Below are 18116 nucleotides of genomic sequence, written 5' to 3' on the forward strand. Positions count from 1 at the left end.
TTCCCGGTGTGATCGGGGCCCGGCCTCCGACCGGGCGTGGATGAGCGGCGTACCCGCTCAGTGGTGCTGGGAGGTCATCATTTAGTTGTCAGTGGGCTGCGGGGTCCATGGCGGCGACCCGCTACGCCCGGCTACGCCGCGCTGGCGATCGCCGCTAGCCCTGGCGCTGCTTGTGGCGCGGATCTGAGCAGATCACCATGACCCGCCCATGCCGACGGATCACCCTGCACTTGTCGCAAATCGGCTTCACGCTGGGGTTGACCTTCACGGCTTTTCGATCCTGTTCTCGTCTGTTGGTTGGTTACTTGTACCGGTACACGATGCGGCCCCGGGACAGGTCGTAGGGAGACAGCTCCACCACCACCCGGTCCTCGGGCAGGATGCGGATGTAGTGCTGCCGCATCTTGCCGCTGATGTGGGCAAGCACCTTGTGACCGTTCTCTAGCTCAATGCGGAACATCGCATTGGGCAGCGGCTCGACCACCCGGCCCTCGACCTCGATGGCGCCGTCCTTCTTGGCCATAACTACTCGTCAAATCCTCGTCGTTTAGTTTCGTTGTCTGCTGCGCCAACAACGGCACAGCATTCACACCGACTTTCCGAACGTGAGCCGGTGACAGGAAATTCCTAGGGAACGGACACACAAAAAAGCCGGCGCGAAAGATGCACCGTCGGTCCATGGTACCCGTTTGTACGGCGTGGCCAAAATCCGTGATCGAAGCGCTCCCGGGCGGCCACCTCGACCCGCCACACCGCACCTGACAAGCGCATACTTGACCCCAATGACAAACCCCCCACGTCACCTTGATGGTGCCGCGCAGTCCCGCAAACCGGTGATACTGACCGTCGACGACGATCCCGCGGTATCCCGCGCTGTGGCCCGGGACCTGCGGCGCAAATACGGCGAGGATCACCGCATCGTGCGCGCGGAGTCGGGTCCCGAGGCGTTGGAAACTCTCAAGCAGCTCAAACTGCGCGGCGAAACGGTCGCGACGATCGTCGCCGACTACCGGATGCCGCAGATGACGGGCATCGAATTCCTCGAGCAGGCGATGGACCTGTACCCAGTGGCCCGCCGGATCCTGCTGACCGCCTACGCCGACACGCACGCCGCGATCGACGCGATCAACGTCGTCGACCTCGACCACTACCTGCTCAAGCCGTGGGATCCCCCGGAGGAGAAGCTCTACCCCGTCATCGACGCGCTGCTGGAAGCCTGGCGCGCGGCGCCCGAACACGCCATTCCGCACACCAAGGTCATCGGGCACCGCTGGTCGGCGCGGTCCTGGGAGGTTCGTGACTTCCTGGCCCGCAACGGGCTTCACTACAACTGGTTCATGGCCGACGAACCCGTGGGCGAGCAGCTGCTCAAGGCCGCCGGCGAGGACGGACTACGGCTGCCGGTCGTCATCACCCAACACGGCGACCCGCTGGTGGAGCCCTCCGACGCCGAACTGGCCGACACACTGGGCCTGTCCACCCAGCTGTCCCAGGACTTCTACGACCTGATCGTGATCGGCGGCGGGCCCGCAGGCCTGGCGGCCGCCGTCTACGGCGCCTCCGAGGGGCTGCGCACGGTGCTCATCGAAAGCACCGCGACCGGCGGCCAGGCCGGCCAAAGCTCCCGGATCGAGAACTACCTCGGTTTCCCGGACGGGGTGTCGGGTGGCCAGCTCGCCCAGCGGGCGCGCCTGCAGGCCGAGAAGTTCGGCGCCGAGCTGATCACCGCCCGCACGGCGACCGCGCTGGAGATCAACGGGCCGAAGCGCACGGTGCGGTTCGCCGACGGCGGTTCGGTCGACGCGCACGCGGTCATCCTGGCCACCGGTGTGTCCTACCGGCAGCTGGACGCGACCGGCTGCACCGAGCTGACCGGCCGCGGCGTCTACTACGGCGCCACGACCTTCGCCTCGGACTGCGAAGACGAAGAGATCTACGTGATCGGCGGGGCCAACTCGGCCGGCCAGGCGGCCATGCACCTGTCGAAGACGGCCAAATCGGTGACCATCTTGGTGCGCGCTCCGTCGCTGGAGGCGTCGATGTCGTACTACCTGATCCAGCAGATCGAGCGGAACCCCAAGATCACCGTCCGCACCTGCACGGAAGTCGAGTGCGCCATCGGCGACGAGCACCTCGAGAAGCTGACCCTGCTCGACAACCGAACCGGCGAGAGCGAAGACGTCAGCTGCGCGCGGATGTTCATCTTCATCGGGGCCGCCCCGCGCACCGACTGGCTGGACGGAGTGGTCGCCCGCGACGACCACGGATTCATCCTCACCGGCCCGGACCTGCGCAACGTGTGCGGCTGGACGCTGGACCGGCCGCCGCATCACCTGGAAACCAGCGTGCCGGGGGTGTTCGCCACCGGCGACGTCCGCTCCACCTCCGCCAAGCGGGTCGCGGCCGCCGTCGGCGAGGGGTCGATGGCCGTGATGCTGGTCCACCGCTACCTTGCCGAGTCGTAGAAGGGTCGCACATCATGACCGCCAAAACGCCGTGTGAGCCCGACGAGCTGCGCAGCCTGTTCCTGTTCGAGGCCCTGACCGACGATCAGCTCGCGGTGTTGTGCGCCAACGGCCACATCGAGAACTATCAGCCGCAACCGATCTGCGTCGAAGGCGAACCGGCGACCTGCTTCTACGTGCTGATCGAGGGCGAGCTGACGATGTCCAAGCTTTCCGGCGGTCAGGACATCGAAACCAACCGCACCTCGCAGCGCGGCGTGTATTGCGGCGCCTGGCGGGCGTTCACCGGTGGGAAGCAGAAGACCTACGACGCCTCGGTCCACGTGACCAAGCCGTCGCGCTTCTTCGTGATGGACGCGCCCATCTTCGCCCAGTTCATGCGCGACCAGTTCCCGATGGCGGTGCACCTGCTCGACGGCATCGCCGTCGGTACCGACCGGACCCGCCGGATCATCGACAACCGGGAGAAGCTGCTGGCCCTGGGCCGGCTGTCGGCGGGGCTGACCCACCAGCTCAACAACCCGGCCGCGGCGATCTCGCGGGCCGCGGCGGATCTGCGTGAACGCGTGGCCAACATGCGCCACAAGCTGGCGATGCTCGCCGACGGCACCATCACGCCCGAGGCGTTGAGCGCCCTGGTCAAGCTGCAGGAGCGGGTCGCCGAGCAGGTCGCCAAGTCGTCGACGCAGCACCTCACCGCACTCGAGACCTCCGACCGCGAGGACGCCGTCGGCGACTGGCTGGAGGACCACGGCATCGAGGGCGGGTGGGACATCGCGCCGACCTTCGTCGAGGGTGGCATCGATACCGATGCGCTGGAACGGATTTCGGCGGTCGCCGAGGAGCTCGAGACGGCCTCGCTGGAGCAGGCGATCCGATGGATCAACTACACCATCGAGAGCGAGCTGTTGATGAACCAGATTCTGGAAGCCAGCAAACGGATTTCGGCGCTGGTCGCCGATGCCAAGCAGTACTCGCAAATGGATCGGGCGCCATTCCAGGTGGCCAACGTGCACGACTTGCTCTACAGCACCCTGGTGATGTTTGCCGACCGGTTGACCAAGGACGCGGGCAAGGACGCCAGCAAGGACGCCAAAGCGATTACCGTGGTGAAGGACTTCGACAAGTCGCTTCCCGAAATCCCTTGCTACCCAGCCGATCTCAACCAGGTGTGGACCAACATCATCGACAATGCGATCGCCGCGATGCGCGATACGGGTGGCACCCTGACCGTGCGCACCTGCCGGTACGGCGAGAACATGGCCCGGATCGAAATCTGCGACACCGGGCCGGGCGTTCCCGCGGATATCCGCGAGCACATCTTCGAGCCGTTCTTCACCACCAAACCGTTCGGGGAAGGCACCGGCCTCGGGCTGGATCTCGCGTTCAACATCGTCGTCAAGAAGCATCGCGGGGATCTGCGGGTGGAATCGGTCCCCGGCGACACCCGGTTCATCGTGCTGCTGCCCCTGGAGAAACCGCCCGTCGCCGACGTCGCCGCCGTCGATGACGACGAAGTGGACGACGCCGACCCGGAATAGCGCCACCGGCGGCCGGGTTAGAGACGGCATGACCGATGCAGCTGCAAGCAAGCCCAATCTTGGCCGGTTCGGAGTGTTCGGACGCGGCGTAACGCCCCGGCAAGCCAAAGAAATCGAGTCACTCGGCTACGGCGCCGTGTGGGTGGGTGGTTCCCCGCCCGCCGAGCTGGCGTGGGTGGAGCCAATCCTGGAAGCGACGACCACCTTGCAGGTCGCCACCGGGATCGTGAACATCTGGACCGCGCCGGCCAAGGACGTGGCCGAGTCGTTCCACCGGATCGACAAGGCCTACCCGAACCGCTTCCTGCTCGGGATCGGCGTTGGCCACCGCGAGATGATCACCGATTACCGCAAGCCCTACGACGCGCTCGTCGAGTACCTCGACGCACTCGACGAGTACGGCGTGCCGGCCCATCGCCGGGTGGCGGCGGCCCTGGGCCCGCGGGTGCTGGGACTCTCGGCGCAACGCAGCGCGGGTGCGCACCCGTATCTGACTACTCCAGAACACACCGCGCACGCCCGCGAGCTGATCGGCCCCTCGGCGTTTTTGGCGCCCGAGCACAAGGTGGTGCTGACCACCGACGCCGAGCAGGCCCGCGCCGTCGGACGCCAGGCCCTGGACATCTACTTCAACCTGGCGAACTACCGCAACAACTGGAAGCGGTCGGGTTTCGCCGACGACGAGGTCGTCCGGCCGGGCAGCGACCGCCTGGTCGACGCGGTGGTGGCCTATGGCACTGTGGACCAGATCGCGGCGCGGCTGAACGAGCACCTCGCCGCCGGTGCCGACCATGTGCCCGTGCAGGTCCTCACCAAAGATGAAAACCTGGTGTCGGCGCTGGCTGAACTGGCGGGCCCGCTTGGACTGAACCGCTCGTAACCAACCGCGGAGGGGAACCTCGTTGAACGACGCCGCATCACTGAAGCCCAACCTCGGCCGCTACGGCGCCTGGCTGCCCACCCGCTCCGTCACACCCGAACTGGCTGCCGGGATCGAAGCACTCGGATATCCCGCCGCCTGGATCGGCGGATCGCCGGACGCCGATCTGGCCTGGGTGGAGCCGGCCTTGGCGCAGACCGGCTCGCTGCAGCTGGCCACCGGGATCGTCAACATCTGGACGGCGGCGGCCGCACCCGTCGCCGAGTCGTTCAAGCGCATCGAAAGTGCTTACCCCGGACGGTTTTTGCTCGGTATCGGAGTGGGCCACCCCGAACACACCCAGGAGTACCTCAAGCCCTACGCCGCGCTGGTCGGCTACCTCGACGCGCTGGACGACGCTCTGGTGCCGACCAGCCGGCGGGTGCTCGCGGCGCTCGGTCCCAAGGTGTTGGCGCTGTCCGCGGAACGCAGCGCCGGCGCGCACCCGTACCTGACCACGCCGGAGCACACGGCCCAGGCGCGCGAACAGCTCGGCAACTCGGTGTTCTTGGCCCCGGAGCACAAGGTGGTGCTGACCACCGACCGCGACAAGGCGCGCGAGGCCGGCCGCCAGCTCGTCCAGCATTACCTGGGGCTGAGCAACTACGTGAACAACTGGCGGCGGCTGGGGTTCACCGAGGACGACGTGCGCGCGCCCGGCAGCGACAGGCTGATCGACGCGGTGGTGGCCTACGGCACCCCGGAGGCCATCGTGCAGCGCCTCAACGAGCACCTCGACGCCGGCGCCGACCACGTAGGCATCCAGGTGCTGGGCGGCTACAACGAGGAGACGCTGCTGCCCTCGCTGCGCGAACTGGCCGGGCCGCTTGGGCTAACCCCCGCAAGCTGACCGCGGCCCTCGGTTAGGGTTTGACCATGCGGTTGCTGGTCACAGGTGGCGCCGGTTTCATCGGCGCGAATTTCGTGCACAGCACCGTGCGCGAGCGTCCCGACGTTTCAGTGACGGTGCTCGACGCCCTGACCTATGCCGGGCGGCGCGAGTCGCTGGCCGACGTCGATGACGCCATCAGGCTCGTCGAGGGTGACATCTGCGATGCCGAGCTGGTCTCCCAGCTGATCGCCGAGTCCGACGCGGTGGTGCACTTCGCCGCCGAGAGCCACGTCGACAACGCGCTGGACAACCCCGAGCCGTTTCTGCACACCAACGTGGTTGGTACGTACACGATCCTGGAAGCGGTACGGCGCCGCGGGATCAGGCTGCACCACATCTCGACCGACGAGGTCTACGGCGATCTGGAACTCGACGACCCGCAGCGGTTCACCGAGTCGACGCCCTACAACCCGTCGAGCCCCTACTCGGCCACCAAGGCCGCGGCCGACATGCTGGTCCGGGCCTGGGTGCGCTCATACGGGGTGCGCGCGACGCTGTCCAACTGCTCCAACAACTACGGGCCGTATCAGCACATTGAGAAATTCATCCCGCGCCAGATCACCAATGTGCTGACCGGCCGACGGTGCAAGCTGTACGGCACCGGCGCCAACGTGCGCGACTGGATCCACGTCGACGACCACAACAGCGCGGTGTGGCAGATCCTGGACAAGGGCCAGATCGGGGCGACCTACCTGATCTCCGCCGAGGGTGAGCGCAACAACCTGACCGTGCTGCGCACGCTGCTTTCGATGATGGGGCGCGAGCCCGACGACTTCGACCACGTCACCGACCGCGTCGGCCACGACCTGCGCTACGCCATCGACCCATCCCTGCTGTACGACGAATTGCACTGGGCACCAAAGCATACCGACTTCGAAGAGGGGCTGCGTGAAACCATTGACTGGTATCGGGCCAACGAATCCTGGTGGCGTCCGCTGAAAGACGCGTCGGAAGCCCGCTACGAAGAACGGGGGCAGTGAGATGGAAGTTCGCGAACTCAAAGTCCCCGGCGCCTGGGAGATCACCCCGAAAAAGCACGGCGATTCCCGCGGCATGTTCTTCGAATGGTTCACCGACCACGGCTTCCGGGATTTCGCCGGTCATGCGTTGAATGTCCAACAGGCCAACTGCTCGGTGTCGGCCGCCGGCGTGCTGCGCGGGCTGCACTTTGCCCAGCTACCGCCCAGCCAGGCCAAATACGTGACCTGCGTGCGGGGCGCGGTGTTCGACGTCGTGGTCGACATTCGGGTCGGCTCACCGACCTTCGGCCAGTGGGATTCGGTGCTGCTCGACGACGAGGATCGCCGGACGATCTACATCTCCGAAGGCCTCGGCCACGGTTTTCTTGCACTGCAAGACAATTCGACGGTGATGTACTTGTGCTCGGCGGAATACAGCCCGCAGCGTGAGCACACCATCTGTGCCACCGACCCGGCCCTGGGCATCGACTGGCCGCTGGTCGACGGCGTCGCCCCGAGTTTGTCCGACCGCGACGCCGCCGCCCCCGGCTTCGACGACGTGCGCGCGGCCGGTCTGCTGCCCACCTGGGAAGAGGCGCAAAAGTTCCTGGTGGAGCTGCGCAGCGAGGCGTGACCGATGTCGTCGCGACTAAAGTGGCGCAGGTCACCGGGGATGTCCGGCCGCTCGGCATGGCCACCTGCCGGTAGCAAAGCGGCAACGTCGGGTTGGCACTAAACCCACGTTTGTCCGAGGTTCATCGACTACCTTGGGCATTCCGCGCGGAATCTCTGGCCGGCCGCGCGGGGAGGACAACAGATACGGATTAGCGCGCATGAAGTTAGCGGAGGTGTTCGACCCTCGATGTAACGCATTGAACCTGTTTCGGCTGGGGCTGGCCGCCGAGGTCATGCTGTTTCACTCCTGGCCGATCACGGGCCACATGCCGCCACAAGCGCTGCTGCAACTCCTCTTTTCGGTGGGCGTCGACGGGTTCTTTGCGATCTCGGGATTCCTGATCACCGCAAGTTGGCTCCGCGACCCGAAAGTCCGTGACTACCTCACCGCACGAGCACTGCGCATCCTGCCCGGGCTCTACGTCTGCCTGATCGTCACCGCGTTCGCGTTCGCCCCGGTCAGCGTGGCGGTTCAGGGCGGTTCGGCCGCGAAACTGCTGCAGTCCAGCGCGCCGTACGAATATGTCCTGAAGAACGCCACGCTGATCTCGGTGCTCCAGTTTGACGTCGCCGGCACACCGCGCAACGTTCCCTCCCCCGGCGCCTGGAACGCTTCGCTGTGGTCTCTGATCTGGGAAGTGCTGTGCTACATCGCCATTGCTGTGATCGGCATCATCGGCCTCGCGAATCGCCGCTGGCTTTCGCCAGTGATCCTGGTGGCCGCGGTGATCGCCGCGGCAATGTTGCCGCCGCTGACGTTCCCCGGCGCATGGACCATCCCCCAGCTCGCCGCGCGCTCCGCCATCATGTTCGCGGCGGGTGCCGTGATGTTTCAGTGGAAGGACGTGATTCCCGCGCGATGGTCACTTGTCGCGGCCAGCGTGGTCATCGTCGTCGCGTCCGCCGCCGTGCTCCCCGATTACCGGGTGGCCGCGGCGCTTCCGCTGGCCTATGCCGTGATCGTTTCGGGTGCCCTGATCCGCCACAAGCGCACGACATTGCGGACGGATCTGTCCTACGGCGTCTACATCTACGCATTCCCGATTCAGCAGATGCTGGCCGTCCTGGGGCTGACCGGCCTGCATCCGGCGCTGTTCTTCGTTATCGCGTTCCTCTCCACCCTGCCACTGGCGGCGATGAGCTGGTTCTGGATCGAGAAGCCCGCGATGGCGCTGAAGTCCCGACTCAAACGGAAGTGGGCCGCGCCGGCGCAGCCCAAAACCGAAGGCACGGCTGCAGACTCCGTCGCCGAGCAGCCGACGCCGGGCGTGCACGGCACGGTGTAGGCGGCCGGCCTTCGGCCCGCTCGATCGCGGCGTGCATCGACTATCTTGGGCGTAGGTGAAACTCGCGCAGGTCTTCGATCCCCGAAACAACGCCCTGAATCTTTTTCGGCTCATGCTCGCCGCCGAGGTCATGCTGTTCCACTCCTGGCCGGTCACCGGCCGCACCCCGCCACGCGTGCTGCTTCAACTGCTGTTCTCGGTAGGCGTGGACGGATTCTTTGCGATCTCAGGATTCCTGATCACCGCGAGTTGGCTCAACGAACCGAAACTGCGTGACTTCCTCGCCGCTCGCGCGCTGCGCATCCTGCCCGGGCTCTACGCCTGCCTGATCGTCACGGCGTTCGTGTTCGCCCCGCTCAACGTGGCAATCGCGGGTGGTTCGGCCACAAAGCTGCTGACGTCCTTCGCGCCGGTCAAGTTCGTCCTGAAAAACAGCGGGGTGGCCTACATCCAGCACTTCGTGGGCGGAACACCGTTCGGCGTCCCCTTTCCCGAGGGCGGCTGGAACGCTTCGCTGTGGTCGCTGATCTGGGAGCTGATGTGCTACCTGGCCGTCGCCGGCATCGGGCTGGCCGGGCTGGCCAATCACCGCTGGGTTTCGCCAGTACTGCTGGGGGTTGCCGTAATTGGCGCTACCCTGGTGCCGCCGCTCGAATTCCCGGGGGTATGGACGGTTTGGCAGCTCGTGGTGCGCTCCACGATCATGTTCGCGGCCGGGGCGCTGCTGTATCAGTGGCGCGACGTGATTCCCGCCCGGTGGTGGCTGGTCGCGGTGAGCGTGGTCATCGTCGTCGCCGCGGCCGCCCTGCTGCCCGATTACCGGGTGGTGGCGGCCCTTCCGCTGGCGTATGCGGTCATCGTGTCGGCGATCAAGATTCATATCAAACGCATGAGATTGCGTACGGATTTGTCCTACGGCGTCTACATTTACGCATTCCCGACACAACAACTGCTGGCAAGCTGCGGGCTTGCGAAGCTGAATCCGATAGTGTTCGCTGGACTTTCGACGACGGCCGTCCTACCCTTGGCCGCGCTAAGCTGGTTCGTGGTCGAAAAGCCCGCGCAGTCACTCAAATTTCGGCTAAAACGGAAGTGGTACGGGGAAGAGCTCTCCGAAGCGGGCCGGGCATGACACCACTGGGGTGGCAAACCGCGTTGGCAGAACCGGTTTGGCGATGCGAAGAAGGGGCGGATCGATTAGATGCACAGACGGGATAACCCGACAGCGGGGGCCACTGGTAGCAGCGCATGAAACTCGGGCAGGTATTTGATCCGCAGAGTAATGCGCTGAACGCGTTGCGGCTCGCCATGGCCACCGAGGTGATCCTCTGGCACTCCTTCGCCGTCACGGGTGGCGTCCTGCCGTCCGCGCACGCACGACAGTTGTTGTTCGGGGTCGGCGTCGACGGGTTCTTTGCGATCTCGGGATTCCTCATCACCGCGAGCTGGGTCAACAACCCAAAGCTGCGTGACTATATCGTCGCTCGGGCACTTCGTATTCTCCCCGGGCTCTACGTCTGCCTGGCGGTGACGGCATTTGTCATCGCACCGATCGGCGTGGCGATTCAGGGCGGAGCGGCCGCAAAGCTGCTCTTGTCCAGCGCGCCGTTCGAGTACGTGCTTAAAAACAGCGCAGTAGCGGTGCTCCAATTCGATGTCGGCGGAACGCCAACCGGTGTCCCATTTCCCGGCATGTGGAACGGATCGCTGTGGACCCTTATCTACGAGGTGCTGTGCTATGTCGGTGTCGCCCTCCTCGGATTGGCGGGACTGACACATCGTCGATGGACTTCGGCGGTGGTACTGGTGCTGGCGGTGTGTTTGGCCGCGTACCTGCCGCCCATGACATTTCCCGGTGTGTGGAGCAACGAGCAGTGCATTGCGCGGTTTGCCATCGTGTTTGCCGCCGGCGCCCTGGTGTATCAATGGAAAGACGCAATTCCCGCTCGATGGTCACTCGTCGCGGCGAGCGTGGTCATCGTTCTCGTGACCGGGTTACTGCCCGACTACCGCCTTGTCGGCGCCATTCCGCTGGCGTACGCCGTCATCGTTTCCGGCGCGTTGATCCACAACAGGTACTTGAGGTTGCCGACGGATCTGTCCTACGGCGTCTACATTTACGCTTTCCCCGTACAGCAGTTGCTGGTTATCTGCGGGCTGGTTCATCTGAATCCCTTCGTGTTCGCGGTCATTGCGACGATCGCTACCCTGCCGCTGGCCGCGCTGAGCTGGTTCCTGATCGAGAAGCCCGCACAGTCCTTCAAGTCTCGACTCAGGAAGAGGCGGGCTGGCGCCGAGCTCCCCGAAGCCAGCCGAACCTGACGCCATCGGGGTAACCGGAAACCATCCACAACAGCACGGTCAGCGCTTCGGCTGCCACGCTGATCGCGGCGTACGGCGAGGGATCCCAACCGTGCTCGGCAAAGCCGAAAAGCCCAGCGGTTCGGGACAATGCAAAGGCGACCAGCGATCCGCCGGCGATCGCCGCCGCGGCCCAGCGCAGCCACCACGGACCGCCGAGCAGGATCAGCAAGCCGACCGCGAACGACGCGCTGGCCTGGACCAAAAACCCCGTGCCGATCGTCGGAATGTGCTGGTAACCGTGGACATAGAGATAGGCGTGGCTGGCGGCGCTGCCGAGCAACGACGCGGCGAAGCCGATCCGGACCAGGATATTCATTGCAGCCTCTGTTCTTTCAAAGCGAGGGCGGTCTCGCCCTTGGTGTAACTGACCTCGCGGATGCCCAGCGCGTCGTGCAGCTTTGCGGCCGGCAACGTGATCGGCTTGGGCGCCGGCCCATCGCCGGGATGCGGCAGCGGGTAGGCGGTCGTCGTCCCGCTGTAGAACGACACGTTGCCCTCCATCTTGGAAAACAATTGGTGCACATGCCCGTTGATGCATGTCACCGAAGCAAACCGGCGCAGGTAGCTGAGTGCCTGGGTGGCGTCGTCGGTGCCCCAGCCCCAATCCGGATACATCGCGAACAACGGGATGTGGCTGAAGACGACGATCGGGGTATCGCTGGAGAGCCCCGCGACGTCCTTTTCGACGAACTCCAGCTGGTCGACACCCAGATGCCCGAGCTTGCGCAGGTTCAACGTGTTGACCAGCGCGATCACGTGGACGCCGGCGGTGTCGAAGCTGTACCAACCGTCGCCCACCGATCCGGCGCCGAACACCTTGCGGTACTTCTGTCCCGCGTCGTCGACCGAATCGTGTTCCCCCGGCACGGTGAACACGTGCGGCGTCTTCAGCCCGCTCATCATTTGCTTCACCTGGTCGAACTGCTCGGGAGTGGACAAGTGGGTGAGGTCGCCGGTGTGAATGACGAAATCCGGTGTGTAGCCGAGGTTGTTGATCTGATCGATCGCGTGCCCGAACGAGCCGGACACGTCCGGGTTGGGTGCGCCGGTGAAGCCGATGTGACTGTCACTGACCTGAGCGAAGCGCAGCGCCGGCTTGAGTTTTGCGCGCTCGGCCGCGGCGGCCCCGGCGACATGCGAGATCACCTCGCCGCCGGCCACGGCGAACCCGACCGCCGCCCCGAACCATGCCCCGTGCCGGAGCAGCTGGCGGCGATTCATCGTGCGCGGGTCATCGCTCATGGCGTCACCACCACGGTGCCGTGCATCATCGGGTGAATCGAGCAGACATAGTCGAAAGTCCCTGCGGTGGAGAAGGTGTGGGTGAAGCTGGCCCCCGTCCCCATGCCGGGCGAATGAAATGAACCGTCGTTTGCGGCAACCGTGTGAGGTTCTTCGTCACGATTGATCCAGGTGACCGTGGTGCCCGCGCGGACCGTCAGCGTCGCGGGTGCGAACGCGAAGCCGTCGATGGCGACCTGGTTACCGCTCGACGGTGCCGAAGGTGCGGTGATCGATGGCATCGCACCGGAATCCGGCCTCATCGTGACCGGGGCGTGCGCATCGGGCCGCGAAGCGGAGCATCCGGCCAGCAAGAGCACCCCCGCCACAAGCAACGCCGAAGGTTTTCGATACAAGATGGCTGTCATGCCAACAGATAGGAGGGGTGGTTACACCGGTTAGGCCGGCCGTTCGGGGTACGGGGGTGGTGCAAGCACCTCGACGACGCCGTTGACCTCACGAATCATCAATGTAGACAGCGGCTTTGGGGCGATCGGTAGTTGATGGGTGAGCACTTCCCCCGCGGGTGAGAACGACGTCGAGTGGCAGGGGCAGCGTAACCTGTCGTCGGGCGCGTCGAACCACAACTTGCACCCCTGATGCGTGCACACCCCGGATACCGCCTCGACTTTGCCATCGACGCGGCGAACGAATCCGCTGACCGACCCGAGGTCGAACGCATGCATGCGGCCGTCCGGCACATCCGAACTCGCCGCGACACGCTGCCAGGTCCCGTCATTGGGCGTGAGTTGTCCTGCGACCGCGGGGCCTTCGGTGATGCCTCCGGTCACGGCGCGATCGATGGAAACCGCGGTGACCGCGGCGGCCGCCGCGGCGGACGTGCCGACGATCACCTGGCGGCGCGTGGTGTTCTGCTTGGGTGTGGGTTGCGCGGGCGGTGCGCCGGCCATTTGTTCGGCGAGACGGCGGTGCAGATCGGTGAGAAATTCCTGGCGCGGGGCGGCGTCACCCTGCCCGGCAGCGCGCAGCTCGATCGCCGTACGGATCTGAGCAGCCTCAAAGTCATCGGGCGCAAACGGTTTTGGCCGGCGGCCCCGCAGCAGATCGTCGACATAGCGACGCAACCCTCGCGCGTTCATGACTGGCCCCCATCGTTGACCTGTGCCGCCAGCCGCAGCGCACGATGTTGAAGCACCTTGGCGTTGGCAACGCTGATTCCGAGTTCCGCGGCTGACTCCTTGATCGAATTCTTTTGCAGGAAGCGTAATTCCAGGATCTGGCGATAGCGGTCGGGCAAATTCTCGAGAACCTGGGCGACGCGCGCCGGTGCGGTGCTGATCGCCTCCTGGCTATCGGGTGGTTGCTCGATGTCCTCCTCGATCGAGGTTATCTCGCGGCCCAGCGTCTCGCGCCAGTGCGCGGCAAGCACCGTTCGCGCCGTGGCACGCAGGTATGCGCGCACCTCACCGACGCTCGCGGTCAGCCGCAGCGGCCGCAGCGCGGCGAGGAACACCTCGGCGGTGAGGTCCTCGGCGTCCGCCCGGTTGCCAACCCGGGCGAACAGCGTGCGGTACACCCAGTCCGCGTTGTCCTGGTACACGGCTTCCCAGTCGGTATAGCCGTCGTTGGGCACCGCGCGCAGGGGACGCGGGCCCGCGGGTTCGTGGTGTGGGGTCACGTGCCTCCTCACCCGATCAATATCTTCTCGGGTTACACCGGGGGTCGGGATCTGGCAAGCAAGCCGTTTTCTATGCATCGTCTAGCAAAAGCGTCTTACTCCTGCGCGAAGCCGCCGGTGGGCCTATCGTGCTTGGTCAACCGCCCGACGCCGGGAGGCCTAGGTGAACATTTCCGCCACGGCAGCGCACAGGCTGGTGTTCGGCGTGACGATGGCTCGGCTGCCGTTCGCGATCGCATTTTTCTTGTGCTCGTATGTCCCGGACGGCCGCGCGCGATGGGCGATGGTCGCGCTCGGTCTGCTCGTGGAGGCCAGCGACCTTCTCGACGGCTACCTCGCTCGCCGGCTGGGGGTGACGACACCCGTCGGGGCGATGATGGACAGCACGGTCGACCATGTGGTGCGGACAACCGAGGCAGTGACCCTGCTCGCGGTCGGCGTCCTTCCCGCGCCCGTGCTGGTGGTGATGATCGGGCGCGACGCCGCGGTCTCGGCGATACGGCAACTCTCGCTGCGCCGGTCGGGCCACGACGGAGGAACGAGGCGCAGCGGCAAACTGAAGGGCATCGCTCAGGGCATCTGCCTGGTGACGCTGACGACCTCGTATGCCGTCGGCCCAGCGCCGGCCCTGTGCTGGCGCACGCTGAACTCCGTTGTGGTCGGCGTGGCGTTGCTCGTCACCGTGCTCTCACTGCTCGACTATTCGATCGCATACTGGCGATCGGCGAGACCCCTGCTCCCGCCAAAGCGGGACGCCGGCGACGTACTTCGCCCACAGAGCAAATCCACCCGCTCTTCAAACTCGATGCCAACGGCAACCTCGTCAACCACCAATTAACCGGCGCCACAAGGTAAATACGATCATCTTGACCTCGCCGACGCTACGACGCGATCGCGCATGGCGCCTGCTGCCCCGTATCCCGCTCGGCAGATGCTCGCCGTCCGCGGGCTTGCCGGCCTGAATATGTTGGCGTTCTTTGCCCTTGGGGTGATCACCACGTTGCCGCGGCGCCGATCCCCGAACTCCCGAGTACCACCTAGTCGCCTTGCGCGGCGAGCGAAGCGACGACGAGTTCGTCGAGCTTCGAGGCGGTGGCGGACAGCACCGTCTTCGCCACGCCCAGGATCCGCTCACGCACCCGCGGCTTGGCCGAGGCCGGCGGCAGCAACTGCCCCACCAGATGACCGAAGAGATCCAGGCGCGAGCCCGACAGCCAGGCCGTCAGGTCGGGGTCGTCGAACCAGCGCAGTTGATTGGCATAGTCGGCCAGCGCGATGCGTAACCAGTCCAGATCGGTATCGGGATGCGGCAACGGCACGCACAACTCGTTTCTGGTGGCGTCGTCCGGATAAGCCGCCTCCACATGGGCGATCAGCGAGGCGCTGAAAATCTGCTGGCAGCCGCGCACGCTTTGCAGCGTGATGCGGCCCGGCTCGAAAATCGCAGTGGCCGGCCGCTTTTCGGCACCGTCGGCGGTGCAGTCGATATAGAGCGCGCGCCCGTCCATCGCCACGTCACCGCCCTCGAGGATCATCTTGTCGTTCTCGATGGCCAGCAGGTGGCCCTTGCGCACCACATCGCCGATGCGGCGCAGCTGGCCCAGTTCGGCCTGGGTCACGGTCGCGCAGCGATACATCGTGGGCGGCACCGCCGCGTCTATCCGCAGCAGGGTGCCGGCGTCCTCGAGGCGGGCGAACAGATCATCGGGCGACGTGGCGTCCCGGATCGCACGCAGCTGCGCGATGAAACCGGCTTTGATCCGGTCGGCGAAGGTCTCCCCGGGCTGCATCATCGCGCGATCCAGGAGCCAGGAGTCGCGGGGCATGATCCAGGTCAGCCGGTCCGGTGCGACGCCATGGCCGAGCAGCCACAGGCAGGTGTCGATGCCGGTCTTGCCGGCCCCGACGACCACATAGCGCTCGTGCGCGCCGCGCCCCGGCAGATCGTTGGGTGGCACGCAGTCGATACCCGGCGCGACGCGATACGACGGCGGGCGCATCGCGGGCACCATCACCCGCATGTAGGTGGCGTCGACGATCCGGCGGGCCACGTCAACGGTGTATTCGGCGCCGGCCAGCGTAACGAAGCGGCCCGCGCCGCGGTATTCGCTCATCGGGAAATAGCGGACCCGCTCGGTCGGCACCAGCCGCTGGCGCATGACGTGGTCGTAATAGGCGCAGACTTCTCCGGCCGTCGCCAACTCGTAAAGCCCTTTGTTCCAGCCGGCCTGATCGATGCTGTCGCGGCCGAGCCGAAGCGAGTTGACACCGTAGAACACCGACGGCTGATGCAGCCGGACGAACGGGTACGCGGCCGTCCAATGCCCGCCGGGCGCGTCGTTACGGTCCACCACCACGACGCTGGCGTCCGTCTCAGAGACCAGCGTGTCCAGGAACGCCATCCCCATGGCGCCCGCGCCGACGACCAGGTAATCGGCCTCAATCGTGTGCATACCGGGCTCAACGCTAGCCCGCACGACCGCGGCTGGTAACCCGCCTTGCCAAGGCCAGAACCCGGTTACTAGGATATGCAAGTATCCGCTCACTCACGCGAACGACACCCAAGGGCACCCCATGACCACACAGATCCCGCACTTCATCGACGGGAAGCGCGTCGCCGGCCAGTCCACCCGCACCGCCGACGTCTTCAACCCCAGCACCGGCGAGGTGCAGGCAAAAGTCCCGTTGGCGTCGGCGGCCGACATCGATGCCGCGGTCGCCTCCGCAGTTGAGGCCCAAAAGGGCTGGGCCGCAACGAATCCGCAGCGACGCGCGCGGGTGATGATGAAGTTCATCGAGCTGGTCAACAAGAACACCGATGAGCTGGCCGAGCTGCTGTCTATCGAGCACGGCAAGACGGTTCCCGACGCGCGCGGCGACATCCAGCGCGGCATCGAGGTGATCGAGTTCTGCATCGGGATCCCGCACCTGCTCAAGGGCGACTACAGCGAGGGCGCCGGCCCCGGCATCGACGTCTACTCGCTGCGCCAGCCGCTGGGCGTGGTCGCGGGCATCACCCCGTTCAACTTCCCGGCGATGATCCCGTTGTGGAAAGCCGGACCCGCGCTGGCCTGTGGAAACGCATTCGTGCTCAAGCCAAGTGAACGCGACCCGTCGGTGCCGGTGCGCCTGGCCGAACTGTTCCTCGAGGCCGGCCTGCCGCCGGGGGCGTTCCAGGTGGTCCATGGCGACAAGGAAGCCGTCGACGCGATCCTGCACCACCGGAACATCAAGGCGGTCGGCTTCGTCGGCAGCTCCGACATCGCGCACTACATCTACTCGACGGCCGCGGCCAACGACAAGCGGTCGCAGTGCTTCGGCGGCGCCAAGAACCACATGATCGTGATGCCCGACGCCGACCTCGACCAGGCCGTCGACGCGCTGATCGGTGCCGGATACGGCAGCGCCGGCGAGCGCTGCATGGCGATCAGCGTCGCGGTGCCCGTCGGCGAGCAGACCGCGGATCGGTTGCGCGCCAGGCTGGTTGAGCGGGTCAACCAGCTGCGGGTCGGCCACAGCCTGGACCCCAAGGCCGACTACGGCCCGCTGGTCACCGAGGCCGCCGTCGCCCGGGTGCGCAACTACATCGATCAGGGTGTGGAAGCCGGCGCCGAAATCGTGATCGACGGGCGCGACCGGCGCAGCGACGACCTGACCTTCGGCGACGCCAACCTCGAAGGCGGCTTCTTCATCGGGCCGACCCTGTTCGACCACGTCACCACCGACATGTCCATCTACACCGACGAGATCTTCGGGCCGGTGCTGTGCATCGTGCGGGCCCACGACTACGAGGAGGCGTTGCGGCTGCCGTCCGAGCACGAATACGGCAACGGTGTCGCGATCTTCACCCGTGACGGCGACGCCGCGCGCGATTTCGTGTCACGTGTGGAGGTGGGCATGGTCGGTGTCAACGTGCCCATCCCGGTGCCGGTGGCCTACCATACCTTCGGCGGCTGGAAGCGCTCCGGCTTCGGCGACCTCAACCAGCACGGTCCGCAGTCGATCCAGTTCTACACCAAGACCAAGACCGTGACATCACGGTGGCCGTCCGGCATCAAGGATGGCGCCGAATTCGTCATCCCGACAATGGATTAG

General features: G+C 65.8%; 19 protein-coding genes. 11 read left to right on the top strand and 8 right to left on the bottom strand.

The features are described from left to right. Positions 1 to 154: 154 nt before the first annotated feature. Both rpmJ and infA read right to left on the bottom strand, forming a co-directional pair. Positions 155 to 268, bottom strand: coding sequence for a 50S ribosomal protein L36 (gene rpmJ, locus G6N55_RS12285; RefSeq protein ID WP_003879483.1), 114 nt, complete (start codon positions 266 to 268; stop codon positions 155 to 157). Between the two features lie 33 nt (positions 269 to 301). Further along, positions 302 to 523, bottom strand: a complete 222-nt coding sequence (gene infA / locus G6N55_RS12290) for a translation initiation factor IF-1 (RefSeq protein ID WP_003418601.1) — start codon at positions 521 to 523, stop codon at positions 302 to 304. A 259-nt stretch (positions 524 to 782) separates the two neighbouring features. Between infA and G6N55_RS12295 the strand changes: the two genes are divergently transcribed. The 9 genes from G6N55_RS12295 (at position 783) to G6N55_RS12335 (ending at position 11059) form a co-directional block, all read left to right on the top strand. Further along, complete coding sequence (locus tag G6N55_RS12295; RefSeq protein WP_085224505.1) at positions 783 to 2465, top strand: FAD-dependent oxidoreductase; 1683 nt, start codon at positions 783 to 785, stop codon at positions 2463 to 2465. Between the two features lie 14 nt (positions 2466 to 2479). Next, positions 2480 to 4006, top strand: coding sequence for an ATP-binding protein (locus tag G6N55_RS12300; RefSeq protein ID WP_085224507.1), 1527 nt, complete (start codon positions 2480 to 2482; stop codon positions 4004 to 4006). A gap of 28 nt (positions 4007 to 4034) precedes the next feature. Then, positions 4035 to 4886 carry an LLM class F420-dependent oxidoreductase gene (locus G6N55_RS12305; protein ID WP_085224509.1) on the top strand — a complete coding sequence of 284 codons (852 nt, stop codon included), beginning with the start codon at positions 4035 to 4037 and terminating at the stop codon, positions 4884 to 4886. Positions 4887 to 4908: 22 nt separating this feature from the next. Further along, positions 4909 to 5775, top strand: coding sequence for an LLM class F420-dependent oxidoreductase (locus tag G6N55_RS12310; RefSeq protein WP_085224511.1), 867 nt, complete (start codon positions 4909 to 4911; stop codon positions 5773 to 5775). A gap of 26 nt (positions 5776 to 5801) precedes the next feature. Further along, positions 5802 to 6797, top strand: coding sequence for a dTDP-glucose 4,6-dehydratase (gene rfbB / locus G6N55_RS12315; RefSeq protein ID WP_085224513.1), 996 nt, complete (start codon positions 5802 to 5804; stop codon positions 6795 to 6797). A 1-nt stretch (position 6798) separates the two neighbouring features. Continuing rightward, entirely contained in the window at positions 6799 to 7410 is a 612-nt protein-coding gene (gene rfbC, locus G6N55_RS12320; RefSeq protein WP_085224515.1) for a dTDP-4-dehydrorhamnose 3,5-epimerase, read from the top strand. 199 nt (positions 7411 to 7609) lie between these two features. Then, positions 7610 to 8737, top strand: coding sequence for an acyltransferase family protein (locus tag G6N55_RS12325; protein ID WP_085224516.1), 1128 nt, complete (start codon positions 7610 to 7612; stop codon positions 8735 to 8737). Between the two features lie 55 nt (positions 8738 to 8792). Further along, positions 8793 to 9869 carry an acyltransferase family protein gene (locus G6N55_RS12330; RefSeq protein ID WP_085224517.1) on the top strand — a complete coding sequence of 359 codons (1077 nt, stop codon included), beginning with the start codon at positions 8793 to 8795 and terminating at the stop codon, positions 9867 to 9869. Positions 9870 to 9985: 116 nt separating this feature from the next. After that, positions 9986 to 11059: an acyltransferase family protein gene (locus G6N55_RS12335; RefSeq protein ID WP_085224518.1), complete on the top strand. Its 1074-nt coding sequence runs from the start codon at positions 9986 to 9988 to the stop codon at positions 11057 to 11059. On the opposite strand, the gene G6N55_RS12340 is transcribed toward G6N55_RS12335, so the two are convergent. From G6N55_RS12340 to G6N55_RS12360, 5 genes are read right to left on the bottom strand one after another with little or no spacing between them, the layout of a single operon-like run. Continuing rightward, entirely contained in the window at positions 11010 to 11417 is a 408-nt protein-coding gene (locus G6N55_RS12340; RefSeq protein ID WP_085224519.1) for a hypothetical protein, read from the bottom strand. The genes G6N55_RS12335 and G6N55_RS12340 overlap by 50 nt on opposite strands. After that, on the bottom strand, positions 11414 to 12343 hold the full coding sequence (locus G6N55_RS12345) for a metallophosphoesterase family protein (RefSeq protein WP_085224520.1): 930 nt from the start codon (positions 12341 to 12343) through the stop codon (positions 11414 to 11416). The genes G6N55_RS12340 and G6N55_RS12345 overlap by 4 nt, the downstream gene beginning before the upstream one ends. After that, a complete protein-coding gene (locus G6N55_RS12350; RefSeq protein WP_085224522.1) occupies positions 12340 to 12750 on the bottom strand; it encodes a cupredoxin domain-containing protein in 411 nt (136 codons plus the stop codon). The genes G6N55_RS12345 and G6N55_RS12350 overlap by 4 nt, the downstream gene beginning before the upstream one ends. 30 nt (positions 12751 to 12780) lie before the next feature. Continuing rightward, a complete protein-coding gene (locus G6N55_RS12355) occupies positions 12781 to 13482 on the bottom strand; it encodes a Rieske (2Fe-2S) protein (RefSeq protein ID WP_085224524.1) in 702 nt (233 codons plus the stop codon). Further along, positions 13479 to 14021, bottom strand: coding sequence for an RNA polymerase sigma factor (locus G6N55_RS12360; protein ID WP_232078989.1), 543 nt, complete (start codon positions 14019 to 14021; stop codon positions 13479 to 13481). Before G6N55_RS12360 ends, G6N55_RS12355 begins: the two co-directional genes overlap by 4 nt. 163 nt (positions 14022 to 14184) lie before the next feature. On the opposite strand from G6N55_RS12360, the gene G6N55_RS12365 reads away from it, so the two are divergent. Then, the gene (locus G6N55_RS12365; protein WP_085224528.1) at positions 14185 to 14859 is read left to right on the top strand and encodes a CDP-alcohol phosphatidyltransferase family protein; all 675 of its coding nucleotides are present in this window, start codon (positions 14185 to 14187) and stop codon (positions 14857 to 14859) included. Positions 14860 to 15058: 199 nt separating this feature from the next. On the opposite strand, the gene G6N55_RS12370 is transcribed toward G6N55_RS12365, so the two are convergent. Further along, a complete protein-coding gene (locus G6N55_RS12370) occupies positions 15059 to 16474 on the bottom strand; it encodes an NAD(P)-binding protein (RefSeq protein ID WP_085224530.1) in 1416 nt (471 codons plus the stop codon). 121 nt (positions 16475 to 16595) lie between these two features. Here G6N55_RS12370 and G6N55_RS12375 point away from each other — a divergent pair, with 121 nt between their 5' ends. After that, positions 16596 to 18116: a CoA-acylating methylmalonate-semialdehyde dehydrogenase gene (locus G6N55_RS12375; RefSeq protein ID WP_085224532.1), complete on the top strand. Its 1521-nt coding sequence runs from the start codon at positions 16596 to 16598 to the stop codon at positions 18114 to 18116.

The sequence above is a fragment of the Mycobacterium florentinum genome (assembly GCF_010730355.1).
Classification (GTDB): domain Bacteria; phylum Actinomycetota; class Actinomycetes; order Mycobacteriales; family Mycobacteriaceae; genus Mycobacterium; species Mycobacterium florentinum.